This is a genomic window from Shimia biformata (genome assembly GCF_016888515.1).
Lineage (GTDB): Bacteria > Pseudomonadota > Alphaproteobacteria > Rhodobacterales > Rhodobacteraceae > Shimia_A > Shimia_A biformata.
This window is the reverse complement of the sequence record NZ_JAFEJK010000001.1, coordinates 452,945-465,464: the sequence shown is the minus strand read 5'-3', so window position 1 is coordinate 465,464 and position 12,520 is coordinate 452,945. Positions and strand designations below refer to the sequence as shown.

Here is a 12,520-nt window from a genome sequence, read left to right as displayed (position 1 = left end):
AACAAAAGGCATGATCCGCGGATGACCAACTTCCTCTACAAGAACGACCTTCCCGACGGGCTGGACCTTGGTCCGGTCGTCGCCATCGATTGCGAAACGATGGGACTGAATCCCCATCGCGACCGTTTGTGCGTGATCCAGATGTCGGGCGGCGATGGCAATGCCCATATCGTGCAGGTCGAAATCGGTCAGACCGAAGCCCCGAACCTGTGCCGGATGCTTGAGGATCCGAATGTCCTGAAACTTTTTCATTTCGGGCGGTTTGACATTGCCGCGATGTACAACGCCTTTGGCGCACTGGCGGCACCGGTATATTGCACCAAGATCGCGTCGAAACTGGTGCGTACCTACACTGACCGTCACGGGTTGAAGAACCTGTTGCAAGAACTGTTGGGAACCGACATCTCCAAAATGCAGCAGCAAAGCGACTGGGGCGCCGAGACGCTGACCGAAGCGCAGCTGGAATATGCTGCCTCTGATGTCCTTTTTCTTCATAAGCTGCGCGAAAAGCTGAACGAGCGGCTGGACCGCGAAGGCCGCACCGAATTGGCGCAATCCTGTTTCGACTTCCTTCCGACACGGGCAAAGCTGGACCTTGCGGGCTGGCCCGAAACCGACATTTTTGCCCACTGAGGCCCGATCGCATGACCGAAAATTCGACATTTCTTGAGACCGCCCGCCGGGTGATCGACATCGAATCCCGCGCGCTGACACAATTGGGCGACGCGCTGGGGGATGAATTTGACGCCGCGGTGAACCTTTTGCTCAGTGCAAAGGGACGGGTGATCGTCTCGGGGATGGGAAAATCGGGGCATATCGCACGAAAGATCGCCGCGACCTTTGCCTCGACCGGCACACCTGCGCATTTCGTGCATCCCGCCGAAGCCAGCCATGGCGACCTTGGGATGATGGCGCAGGGCGACGTGGCACTGGTCTTGTCGAACTCGGGTGAGACACCGGAACTGGCCGACCTGGTCGCCTACACGCGCCGCTTTTCGATCCCACTCATCGGGGTAGCAAGCCGGGCGGAGTCGACACTCATCAAACAATCCGATGTCGGCCTGATCCTGCCCAAGGCGGAAGAGGCCTGTGGCACCGGTGTTGTGCCGACAACCTCGACCACCATGACGCTGGCGCTTGGCGATGCGCTGGCGGTGGCGCTGATGGAGCATCGCCGCTTCACGCCCGAGAACTTTCGCGAATTCCACCCGGGCGGCAAGCTGGGCGCGCGCCTCAGCCGGGTGCGTGACCTGATGCACGCAGGCGACTCGGTGCCGCTGGTGGCGGCAAAAACCCCGATGGCCGACGTGCTTATCGAGATCAGCCAAAAAGGGTTTGGCGTCGTTGGTGTCACCGGCGACAATGGCGCGCTAATCGGCATCATCACCGATGGCGACCTGCGCCGTCACATGGACGGGCTTCTGGGTCATACCGCGATCGAAGTCATGACCAAGAGCCCGACCACCATTGCCCCGTCCGCACTGGCTGAAGCCGCGGTCGGAGTGATGAACGCCAAGAAGATCACCAGCCTGTTTGTCGTCGACCCCGACGGCAATGGTGCGGCAGAAGGACTGTTACATATCCACGACTGCCTGCGCGCCGGTCTCGGCTGACATGGCCGAGCCGGGAACCACATATTCCCGCGTTGTCGCGTGGCTGAAGATCGTGTTGCCATTGGCGGCGCTGGCGCTTTTGTCCACGCTGTTTCTTCTTGCGCGCGACCGTGACATCACCGGCGACGTTCCCTTTGCCAAGGTCGATATCGAAGAACGCGCCCGCGACCCGCAGCTGACCCGACCACATTTCACAGGCGTCACCGATGGTGGTGACCGGATCTCGGTCACGGCCGAAAGCGCCCGTCCCGATCCGGCGAAGCCGACGACGGTGGTAGTGACCGGAATCAACACTCGGATCGACCTGTCAGGGGGATCGCGGCTCGAGCTGAAATCGGGTTCGGGGCGGCTGAACAACGCAGACGGTCTTGTGGTCCTGAGCGATGGCGTGACCGTGACTTCGTCCAACGGATACCAGGTCCAGACGGACGAAATCCTGACCGAAACCCGCACCCTGAATGCCGAATCCACCGGCCCGGTCATCGGCACCGGACCGATGGGGCAGTTCGAAGCCGGGAAACTGGTCGTCAAGCAGGGCGAAGAAGAGGGTGAGGCCCTTTTGTTTTTCACAAACGGCGTGAAGCTGGTATACACGCGCAACGAATAAAGTTTGAGGTCTTGCGTGTCCGTATTTCGAGCCGCCCTTGTCCTTTTGATCACCCTGTTTCCTCTGACCGTTTCGGCCCAGGGTATGAAAGTCGCCTTTGGCGGTCTTGCTCAGGATCCCGACGCGCCGGTTGAAGTCACGGCTGACTCTCTGGTCGTGAACCAGGAGGATGGCAGCGCCACATTCACCGGAAATGTGGTGATCGCCCAGGGCACTTTGCGCATGTCCGCGCCCAAGGTCGCCGTGTTCTATAATGAGGATACTCAGGGCGTATCCCGGCTTGTCGGCTCGGGCGGCGTGCTGATCGTGAACGGCGACGATGCCGCCGAGTCCAGCGATGCCAGCTATGACGTCGACGGCCAGATGATAGAAATGACTGGCGGTGTGCTGCTGACACAGAAACTGAACACCATTTCGGCCGACCGCATGACCGTAAATCTTCGGTCCAACTCAGCCGAGATGCATGGCCGGGTCAAAACCGTTCTGAAGTCCGGGGAAAACTGATGCCCACGCCGGACCTGACAGTCACCGAAGGCCAGCAAGGGCTGGACGTTCAGAACCTGCGCAAAAGCTACAAGAAACGGGTCGTGATCCGCGACTTCTCGATGCATCTTGACCGGGGTGAGGTCGTCGCGCTTCTGGGGCCGAACGGCTCGGGCAAAACCACGACGTTTTATTCCATCGCCGGGCTGGTCTACCCCGAGGGCGGTCACGTGAAGATAGACGGACGTGACGTCACAACTTTGCCGATGTATCGCCGCGCCAAATTGGGAATCGGCTATCTTCCACAGGAAATGTCGATCTTTCGCGGCCTGTCGGTTGAGGACAACATCACCGCGATTCTCGACATCACCCAGAAGGACCGCCACAAGCGCCGCGAGCGGCTTGAGGAACTTCTGTCCGAGTTCTCGATCGAACACCTGCGCCGCGCCCCCGCGCTGGCGCTGTCAGGCGGGGAACGCCGCCGGGTCGAAATCGCCCGATGCCTGGCCGCCGATCCGAAATACCTTCTGCTGGACGAACCCTTTGCCGGGGTCGACCCGATCAGCGTCGGCGATATCCGCCACCTTGTCGCCGATCTGAAAAAGCGCGGCATCGGTGTTCTGATCACCGACCACAATGTTCGCGAGACGCTGGAAATCGTGGATCGCGCCTATATCCTGCATGACGGCAAGGTGCTGATGTCAGGCACCCCAGACGACGTGGTCGAAAACGAAAATGTGCGACGGGTTTACCTGGGCGATAATTTCCGCATTTCCTGACAATAGCTTGCGGCGCTGCGGCGCGGATTTCGTGATCCAGATCATTGACAATGCCTGCCTTTCAGAGCCTAGAATGGGGTATGACATTTCTGGATTCCGCCCTGCTTCCTACAGTGACCGGATTGAACGCCGAAGCTTCTGGGCCATATCAAGTCATGTCGCATTCCAGCATTCGGACCTGATCTCTTGCTGCGCCAGATGCGCGCTGCGGAACCCGTCCGGCATGTGACACGTAAAGGAGAGACGATGCGCTATCAAATCACCGGAAAACAGATCGATATCGGCAACGCCCTGCAAGTTCACGTTCAGGACGAACTTGGCGCGGTAGTCAGCAAATATGCTGAGCGACCGACCGACGCCAACGTGATCTTTTCCAAAAGCGCTCATGAATATGTCTGCGAGGCCACGGTCCACTTGTCGACCGGGCTGACCGCACAGGCCAAGGCACACGCGACCGAAATTTATGCGGCGTTCGATGACTGTGCCCAAAAAATGGAAAAGCAGCTGCGCCGTTACAAGCGTCGCCTGAAGGACCACCACCGGGATCGCGCAGAACCGGTTGAACTCTTTGGCGCGTCCTCTTATATCCTCGCGCCAGAACGAGAGACCGAGGAATCGGAGCCTGAATCGCTCCAGCCCATCATCGTCGCCGAAATGGAAACCAAGATTCCTTCGCTTTCGGTTGGTGAAGCCGTGATGCAGATGGAGCTTGCAGGCGCGCCGGTGCTGGTCTTTCAGAACGAGGGGAAAGGTGGATTGAACGTCGTATATCGCCGCGAAGACGGCAATATCGGCTGGATTGATCCGCAACAGTAAAATGTGATGGGGTGGGCAACCGCCCCGTCAGGAGAACCGGGCAGTATGGACTTATCGAAGATCCTGAAGCCTGAGGCGGTCAAGGTAATCTCGTCCGCCTCAAGCAAAAAACGGCTTTTGCACGAGCTTGGCGACATCGCAGCCTCGGCCTATGGGCTTGAGGCAACGCAGGTCGTCGAGGCGTTGCAGGAACGCGAAAGCCTTGGACCGACTGGTGTCGGCCACGGTGTCGCGCTGCCGCATGCCCGGTTGTCCGGTACGTCAGACGTGGTTGGTGCGTTTGTCCTTCTTGAGAAACCCGTCGATTTCGATGCGGTGGACCGGCAACCCGTGGATATTGCCTTTGCGCTGTTTGCGCCGGAAGAAGCAGGTGTAGAGCACTTGAAGGCACTGGCGCTTGTGTCGCGCACGCTGCGCGAGACCTCGATCTGCGCCAAGCTGCGCGCCAACGCCGATGCCGCGACGCTATTCACCATCCTGACCGAAAGCCAGAAGGTTCAGGCTGCCTGATACAGCACCAGCGATCGGCCGCGCTTCAGGCCCATTTGTCGAACCCAAACCCAAGATAATCTCGCTGGTAGATGTCGCTGACCAGCGCTTCGATCTCGTCTGAGTAAACCTCGGCCAGAGCAAACGGAGTATCATCCGGTGCGCTGTCTACCTGGGGTGGCTCTGCGCATCCAACGCCGCGCGCAAGATCGGACAATGCCGGCGACATCTCATCCTCGCGGACGATCAGGTCGGGCAACGCAACGTTGGCAAACCCCTGTATCTGGCTGGTCTGGGTTGCCCAATGCGCGTCGATGCGGATGCCGGTTTGTCCGGCGAGATTAGCCTTCACAAACTCCAGGAACCCGACAAAGGCCGTGCGGTGGGCATCGAGGTCAAAACCCTCGTCGAGGCCTTCTTTGGGAAGCGGCACTTTGTAGACCTGAGCCAGGGTTTTGCGGATCTTGGCATAGGACCCCTGCCCGGTCGAAAGGATCTTTTGGCAGAAGACAGCATGGGCACGTGCAACCGGGTGCCGCACCACCGTAAACCCTCGGTGCCCCTTGTTGCGCCTTTTCCATTGACGCAGGGATTTCTGATTGAAGTCCATCGGCAACTGTTCGGGGTTCGCGCCGTCCAGCGCCGCCAGCCAGCGGTTGACCTGTTCCTGTGGACCGCCCTGTACCGGCAGATAGAGAAGCGGCGCATTGATCGCGGCTGTGTAGCTGGGCACCATCGGCCCGCGACGCGGCTCAAAGTTTGGGGTGCGGCTGAGGTTGAACCGGTCGAGATCGGCCAGTGCCATGCTGATTTCGTGAAAATTCTCGACCTTATCCGATATCGCCGAAGGGTTTTGACGCTTGAGACTGCTGTCCAGGCTGTCCAGCTGTTCGTCCAGCCCCAGAAACCGTGCCAGCCCGTTTATCACGTCTAGGTCCTGAAGATCTTCGTAGGCAACATAGAAGGCTGTCTGCCCAGTGACCTGAAGCGCATGAAGCAGCGTGACCTGAAAGTCTTGCAATTCCTCCAGGTGGCGCTTGAACTCGATCCGGTCAAAGGCGACCTTGCTGTCCTTGCGGCGCCGAACGTCGGTCAGTTTCCACTGCCCGGTAGCCTGCGCGATCTTCCAACTGACGTATGAATCGATCGGGTTGCGAGTCAGCACGATCTTGGCACAGCGCGGATCGGCCAGACATTGATCCAGCACACGCGGGTCATGGTCGTGAAAGAACCGAAAACCGCCCAGAACGCCGTCCTGATCCCGGATCGCAGCCAATAGTCGGTCGGGATCGGCGCTGCGCTGGTCCAGCGTCACGCCCAGGATGTCGTCATGGTTGGGATAGCCTATGAAATGCGGATTGAACGCCTCGCCGTGACAGGAGATGCCGTGAAACGCGTTGAGGTTGGCCTCAAGGAAATTCGAGCCGGTCCGCATTTCGGCAAAAACGACAAAATAGTCAAACTTACTGGTCATACCAAATTACTGCACCAAATAGGGTTTGCGCGGCGGTTTCTTCTGGTTCGGGTCGGAAGATTCTACCGGGAAGTCGCCCATCAAGTATGGGTGCATCCCCTGGTTCTTCAGGTTTTGCAGGAATTGCCCGAAGCCAGTAAGGTCAGCCATCTTCGGCGCTTCCGACAAGCGCCGCAGTCCCGACTGCCCCATCTCGTCGATCACTGTTTGCAATGGCTCCATCGGCGCCTCGATGAATTCGGCCATGGTCCAGATGCGGATGCGGGCTTTTGCATAAGGTGACCGTAACGTGTTCAGGAACTGGCTTTCCACCCGCTGCAATTCCGCCGCTTCCCGCCGCAGGTCAGCAAAGTTGCGGTTCGACTTGAACAGCGGCACCGCCCAGGCCCCCGAGATGACCGAGATCTGGGCATTCGGATCCTTGGCCATAAACCAGGATATCCACTGCTCATCATGCGGGCCAAACTGGAAACACTGCCGTTCGCCGCGGGTGTTCCAAATCAGGTTGGTCAGAAACGCGATCGGGTTATAGTCGCGCATGGCGGCGCTGTCGGACAAGGCGCCATTGAACGCGCTCTGACCGCCGGAGTATTCCACCTTTTCCGTTGAAAACAGATGCCCATGCACCTGGGTCCCGGTCGCCTTGGCCAGCCAGGGTTCGAAATCCTCGAACAGGTCGGAAAACCCCTGAAAGACAGAGTAGCGCCCGCAGGTCACACCGTTTTCCCAGCCGTCGTTGGGGAACCGGCTTTGCATGTAAAGCCCGGCCCGCCCGCGCGTCCGCCGCTCAACTGCCTTGGCAAAGATCCGGTCGATCTTGGCCGGGTTCGGCTCGGCCATCTTGGTGGTGACACTGCCCTTGCCCAGGAACGTGTCGTACAGCTTGTTGGCATGGGGCCAGATTTTGCGCGCAACAAAACAGTCCGACCGCATGAGAAGCTGCAGGTGGTCATCATAGAAGATGTGCGGTTTGCCCTGGAAATCGAACTTCGACAGGGTCAGCGACCGGCTTTCGATATTCGACGAGTATTGCCGCGCTAGGGTCTGGAAATAGCTTTCGTCGGGGATCCAGACCTTGCTGAAATAGGCATCATAGGTATCGCGCTCCGGATCTGACAGAATTGCCGACAAGGTCTGGCGCGTCAGGCACCACCACTGCGACCCCATATGCGGAACAAGGCCGTTTGGAATCTTGCGCTTGAAACCGACGCGGCGCTGAAGTTCGACATATTTGTCGAACAGGAACCGCTGCTTTCGCCACGAGAACGGGAATCGCAGGGTAAAGCGTTCTTCGTCCAGCCCGCCCACCGTCCACGGCACATCCGCCGTTGTCGCGCTTTCGATGAAGTCGGTGCGCGGCCGCGCTTCCAGGTATTCGATCAGTTCCTTGACCGGGCGCAACGGCACGCAGGCGCCCGATGACAGGTAAACGTGACGCACGTCAAGGAATGTGTCGAGCATCAACTCGGATGCGGACTGCGATGCCGCGACAAGCCCCCAGGTTCCCCATTCGCACTTGTGGCGTTTGCAGAAACGGATCAGAGGATCAGTCACCAGCGCCCTGTAGAACGAAGTGTAGGCCTTGCGAGATACGGAGGCGTCGACATGGATCACCACTGGACACCCTGCAGCTGTCCAGTGCCGCGCGATCTGTTTGGCGCGATCGAAGTCCGTGTGGACCAACATGACGATTCCAACGCTCATGCCCAGTTCCCCTTGGACATCAGGCCGAGAATCTCAAGCTGGCGCCAGTTGATGTATTTCTCGGACCATTTGCACCACAACTCGGGGTCGTCGCGCATGGTCTGGGCATAGGCCTTGTATTCAACGCTGGCGGCATAGTGCTGGCCACGCTGCAATTCCTCTTGTGCCTTGACCGAAAACGTATCGAGGAACTTCGTATGCAGCAGCAAGCCGGATGCCTTTTCTCCGCCCCATTCGTCATAGACCTGGTTCAACCCGCGCGGCAGCAGCATGTGGGTGGACGAGACATAGGCATAGCGCCGGTTCCATTTGACCAGCGGAATCTTGTTCAGGGCCGGCGCCTTCTCGGGCCGGTCGGGGAAAAACACCCGCGCCCGTGGTCCGCCTTGGATCCAGAGATTTCCGAACTTCTTGTTTTTCTCGACCGTGTAGTTACCGCTGTCGAACCATGACGCGATCTCAAGCGGGTTCTGACCTGGTTGATAGGGCTGCTCATCCAGCCGCCCCTTTGGGTACATATCCAGCAGCATCGCCGAGAAGGACTTGATCGACGAGGCATCAAGCCAGTCGGTCAATGCCCGGATCGGGCGCGTGTCACAGAACGGGTAGATCAGGAATTCATCCGGGTCCACCACCAGACACCAGTGATTGTGGCCGTAACGGAATTGCAGCCAGTTCAGCCAATCCACTCCGAAACGCGCGCGCTTATAGCTTTTGCGCGTATGCCACAGGGACACATCCGGTTGCTCGGCCAGATACTCGGCCCCGCCGTCATCGCTGTCATTGTCCACGATCAGGAAATGGTTGATCCCCTTTTCGCGGTAGTAGTCCAGGAAAAAGGGCAGCCGAACATGCTCGTTCCTGAGGGTCGAGAAACACAACAGGTCGCTGGACCGGATCTGATGGGTGCGGTCGACTATGGGGCGAAGTTCGCGGCGCTTGTGAATGGCGCGGATCAGCCAGCGGCGCCGAAGCAACCTGAGCCGGTATGACTGAAATACACCCAAATCCTGTCCCCATGCGAAGCCACTGCCAATGCGCGGACAATGTCCGGGCTATCAAAGGACCTTTAAGACAGAGTTGAAATGCGCATCCCATGTCATGGATGCCAACCGCCCGTCTTGTTCCTGTCCTCTACCGGCATGCGCCGGATCCCGGTTCAAGTGCCCGATTATGGCTTTTTTCCATGCATAAACGTCTGACACGTCCACGTAAACGGGAATGTCGTCAAGGGTTTCACGGACAGATTCAAGTGTGTTGCTGATTACCGGCAGCCCAACAAGCGCCGCTTCGACGGGCGGCAGTCCAAACCCTTCAGCATGACTGGGGAACAGAAGCGCGGCTGCGCGCGACATGACAAAGCCGATCTGCGGGTCGGTCAAGTCAGGATACTCACGCACGAAACGCGCCGACAAAGGCGCCGTGTCTAGCCAGTCAAACACCGCCTCATTGCGCCAACCGCGCTTGCCGCAGATCACAAGGCACGGCATGTCTTGCGGTGCCAGTTCCGTGGCCAGTTCTTCCCACACGCGAAACAGGAACGCGTGGTTCTTCCGTGGTTCGATCGTGCCGAGGGAAAGAAAGAAACGGTCGGGCAGACCGGCAACGACGTCACTGTCTGCGAAATCAAAACAATCCACCTCGACCCCAAGATGCGCAACAACGATCTCGGGCGGGTTGCTCATGTGGTTCAGGACAGAATTCCGCGTGACCTTGGAATTGCAGATCACCACATCGGCAAACCGCTCAACCCGTCGCAGCATTGCACGAAAGGCGATGTCGGTGCCCTCGCGCTGATATTGGGGGGTGTCCAAAGGGATCGTGTCGTGCAGCTTGACCCCGATCCGCGCGTCCAGCCCGTGCCGCATCGCGAACAGAACCCGGTCGGTCAGGTTGCTGTGACCCACATTGAGATAACTGGCCCCACGCGGAACATGGCGTCGCAACATGCGGGACAAACCGTTGGGACGGCACCGCGCAATGCACAGTCGGCGCAGATCGCTTTCCGCGCGCTGACGGTTCCTGTCCCTGATGGTGGCCCGCGCCAACAGATCGGCGTTCCCCCATGTGGCCCCGCCATCAAACCGCGCGCGTATCGAAGCCATGCCCGACTGGTCCAACAGGACAAAGCCCAGCCTTGTGCGAACCAGGCCGAAACACGGAATCGTGCTGTCCGACACGGCGCGAAGATAGGCCAATTCGACACGGTCCACGCCCGTCAGGACCCGCCCCACCCGCGACATAAGTCGCGTCAGATCAAGTATCCGGGCCGGCGGGTTATGCGTTGTCCTGGTCAGTGTGAAACCGTCCTTCTGATCGCGGGATCGACAGGATCGGCGACGCCGAAAAGCCTATTGCGCGGCCTTGTCGTACCCCGACACTTCGCTCAGATATGCAGCCAGATCGTCGCGCAGATCATCGCGTTCCAGCGCGAAGGCAACAGTGGCCTGCAAGAATCCGACCTTCGATCCGCAATCGAACCGCTGACCGTTGAACCGATAGCCATAGACGTTTTGACCGGCCTGGGCTTCGACCGAAATCGCATCGGTCAACTGGATCTCCCCGCCCGAGCCGCTTTTCTGCTTGTTCAGATTGCGCAGCACGTTGGGCGTCAAGATGTAGCGACCGATAACGGCAAGGTTTGAGGGCGAATCCTCGGCTTTCGGCTTCTCCACCATGCCCTTGACCGACACCAGCGGACCGTTTTCCTCAGCAATATCAAGGACTCCGTAGGACGAGGTCTTTTCGCGCGGAACTTCCATCGCGGCCACCATATTGCCGCCAGTTTCGGCATAAGCATCAACCATCTGCTTCAGACACGGGGTATCACCAGAGATCACGTCATCCGGCAGAATGACGGCAAAGGGCTCGTTGGCAATCAGTCGGCGCGCGCACCAGACCGCATGACCAAGACCCATCGGCTTGTGCTGCCGAATGTAAGCGATCGCGCCGCTGTCCATGTTGGTGGTCTTGAGCGTCGAAAGCAGGTCTTCCTTGCCCTTCTTGCGCAGCTCTTGTTCCAGCTGCGGGTTGTGGTCGAAATAGTCCTCAAGCGCGCTTTTGCCGCGAGAGGTGACAAAAATGAACTCGGTGATACCGGCTTCGCGCGCCTCGTCGATTGCGTATTGAATCAGCGGGCGATCAACCAGCGTCAGAATTTCCTTCGGGATCGACTTGGTTGCCGGTAGAAACCGAGTGCCAAGTCCCGCGACCGGAAAAATCGCCTTTGTCACTTTCTTACGCAAGACACCGATACTCCTTCATCAAATCAACTTCGCAACCTGCAGTTGTTGACGGGCATTGAAAACACCAGTTGAGAACCAAGAACAACCTGTCAGCACCATTACTCTAACTAGCGGCATTGGCCAACGCAAAAGCCGATCCGAACAGCGCGATGATCGCTTGAACCGGTTTCAGGACAGACTCGGTTGCAAGCACCGTGTCATTGGGATGGATCTGGAACTTGCGCGCGGCAAACAGTCCGTCGGCGGTGGTCAGATCAAGGGTAAAGATCACATATGGCCGCTCTGGCCCCTGTCCCGTGGCCGATAGCTGGTCAGGTTCGTACTCACGCAGGATGAACAAACCTTTTGGGTTGGCGTGCGTATCCAGCAGGCCGCCGATCAATGCCATCGCTTCCATCGCCGTGATCTGTTCTTTCTCAAACGCCACGGGCCGTTCGTCCTGGGTCGCCCCGATCGCGATGAAGAAGCGCTTGTCTTCGTCCAGGATCACCTGGTCGCCACCACGCAGTATCACATTCTTGCGGTTGTCTTCAAACAGCTGGTAGGCGCGGATTTCATAGGTCTGGCCATCACGCACCAGCCGGACCAGAGGGTTGTCCAATTCGGGTGAAATCCCCCCGGCCATCGCCAGAAGACTCATGATCGAAAAGTTGCGGTTCGGCAAAGGATATGAACCGGGATTGCGAACACCCCCCACCAGCGACACGGAATTGGCCACACCCGGGACATGTTCAAGCACGACCTGCGCCGAGGGCGCGATCTCGGCCAGCCGGTTCTGGATCAGTTCGCGCGCCTGATCCGGAGTCAGCCCGCGAACCGCCACCCGATCGATGTAAGGCACAAAAATCGTACCGGTATTGGACACTTCCAGTCGCAGGATCTCGGCGTTTTTGCCGACGGCACTGGTCAGAAGCGAATTGTCCTGGTTGTCCCAGACCCTGAGCCCGATCTTGTCGCCGGTTCGGATCACGTTCGACTCGGGCCCACGGGTTGCCTGCAACCAGTGGTAGTGACCATGCCAACCCGTCGGCGGCCATTGCGAAATCGCCTTTAGGTTCTCTCGCGTGATGGGGATGACCGCGACAGATTCATCCTTTTCCAGGCCATTGTTCAACACCTCGGGTGCGGTCGGAGCGCCGCGCGGAAGGCTACAGGCACTTGCCACAAGCAGACAGAGAACCGCGGTAAGTCTGATTAGCCCGTTTTTCACGCCCGTATTCGCCCCAGCTTTGGATGCCATTTGCGGATTTCTTACCTGTGACGGCGTGTTGTGAACAGCATTTTCAGTAGAACCAGCCACCGTTATTGCC

Annotated in this window: 13 protein-coding genes; 7 read left to right on the top strand and 6 right to left on the bottom strand. The window is 58.7% G+C overall.

Annotated elements, in window-relative coordinates; all coding sequences use genetic code 11:
• Window positions 1-21: 21 nt before the first annotated feature.
• From JQ863_RS02145 to JQ863_RS02115, 7 genes are all read left to right on the top strand, one after another.
• Complete coding sequence (locus JQ863_RS02145) at window positions 22-633, top strand: ribonuclease D (protein ID WP_204112683.1); 612 nt, start codon at window positions 22-24, stop codon at window positions 631-633.
• An 11-nt stretch (window positions 634-644) separates the two neighbouring features.
• The gene (locus JQ863_RS02140) at window positions 645-1,613 is read left to right on the top strand and encodes a KpsF/GutQ family sugar-phosphate isomerase (RefSeq protein WP_204112682.1); all 969 of its coding nucleotides are present in this window, start codon (window positions 645-647) and stop codon (window positions 1,611-1,613) included.
• A gap of 1 nt (window position 1,614) precedes the next feature.
• A complete protein-coding gene (gene lptC / locus JQ863_RS02135) occupies window positions 1,615-2,220 on the top strand; it encodes an LPS export ABC transporter periplasmic protein LptC (protein ID WP_204112681.1) in 606 nt (201 codons plus the stop codon).
• Between the two features lie 15 nt (window positions 2,221-2,235).
• A complete protein-coding gene (locus tag JQ863_RS02130) occupies window positions 2,236-2,724 on the top strand; it encodes an LptA/OstA family protein (RefSeq protein ID WP_338055468.1) in 489 nt (162 codons plus the stop codon).
• Window positions 2,724-3,482 (top strand): LPS export ABC transporter ATP-binding protein, encoded by a 759-nt coding sequence (gene lptB / locus JQ863_RS02125; protein ID WP_204112680.1) that lies wholly within the window; start codon window positions 2,724-2,726, stop codon window positions 3,480-3,482. Before JQ863_RS02130 ends, lptB begins: the two co-directional genes overlap by 1 nt.
• 246 nt (window positions 3,483-3,728) lie before the next feature.
• On the top strand, window positions 3,729-4,298 hold the full coding sequence (gene hpf, locus JQ863_RS02120; protein ID WP_204115028.1) for a ribosome hibernation-promoting factor, HPF/YfiA family: 570 nt from the start codon (window positions 3,729-3,731) through the stop codon (window positions 4,296-4,298).
• Between the two features lie 45 nt (window positions 4,299-4,343).
• Window positions 4,344-4,808 carry a PTS sugar transporter subunit IIA gene (locus JQ863_RS02115; protein WP_204112679.1) on the top strand — a complete coding sequence of 155 codons (465 nt, stop codon included), beginning with the start codon at window positions 4,344-4,346 and terminating at the stop codon, window positions 4,806-4,808.
• A gap of 25 nt (window positions 4,809-4,833) precedes the next feature.
• On the opposite strand, the gene JQ863_RS02110 is transcribed toward JQ863_RS02115, so the two are convergent.
• The 6 genes from JQ863_RS02110 to JQ863_RS02085 all read right to left on the bottom strand — a co-directional run bounded on the left by JQ863_RS02110 (window position 4,834) and on the right by JQ863_RS02085 (window position 12,450).
• On the bottom strand, window positions 4,834-6,261 hold the full coding sequence (locus JQ863_RS02110; RefSeq protein WP_204112678.1) for a sulfotransferase family 2 domain-containing protein: 1,428 nt from the start codon (window positions 6,259-6,261) through the stop codon (window positions 4,834-4,836).
• 6 nt (window positions 6,262-6,267) lie between these two features.
• The gene (locus tag JQ863_RS02105; protein WP_204112677.1) at window positions 6,268-7,965 is read right to left on the bottom strand and encodes a DUF5927 domain-containing protein; all 1,698 of its coding nucleotides are present in this window, start codon (window positions 7,963-7,965) and stop codon (window positions 6,268-6,270) included.
• Window positions 7,962-8,972 (bottom strand): glycosyltransferase family 2 protein, encoded by a 1,011-nt coding sequence (locus JQ863_RS02100; protein ID WP_204112676.1) that lies wholly within the window; start codon window positions 8,970-8,972, stop codon window positions 7,962-7,964. The genes JQ863_RS02105 and JQ863_RS02100 overlap by 4 nt, the downstream gene beginning before the upstream one ends.
• A gap of 51 nt (window positions 8,973-9,023) precedes the next feature.
• A complete protein-coding gene (locus tag JQ863_RS02095) occupies window positions 9,024-10,208 on the bottom strand; it encodes a glycosyltransferase family 4 protein (RefSeq protein ID WP_204112675.1) in 1,185 nt (394 codons plus the stop codon).
• A gap of 108 nt (window positions 10,209-10,316) precedes the next feature.
• Complete coding sequence (galU, locus tag JQ863_RS02090) at window positions 10,317-11,210, bottom strand: UTP--glucose-1-phosphate uridylyltransferase GalU (protein WP_204112674.1); 894 nt, start codon at window positions 11,208-11,210, stop codon at window positions 10,317-10,319.
• A 103-nt stretch (window positions 11,211-11,313) separates the two neighbouring features.
• Window positions 11,314-12,450: a polysaccharide biosynthesis/export family protein gene (locus JQ863_RS02085; RefSeq protein ID WP_204112673.1), complete on the bottom strand. Its 1,137-nt coding sequence runs from the start codon at window positions 12,448-12,450 to the stop codon at window positions 11,314-11,316.
• Between the last annotated feature and the right edge of the window lie 70 nt (window positions 12,451-12,520).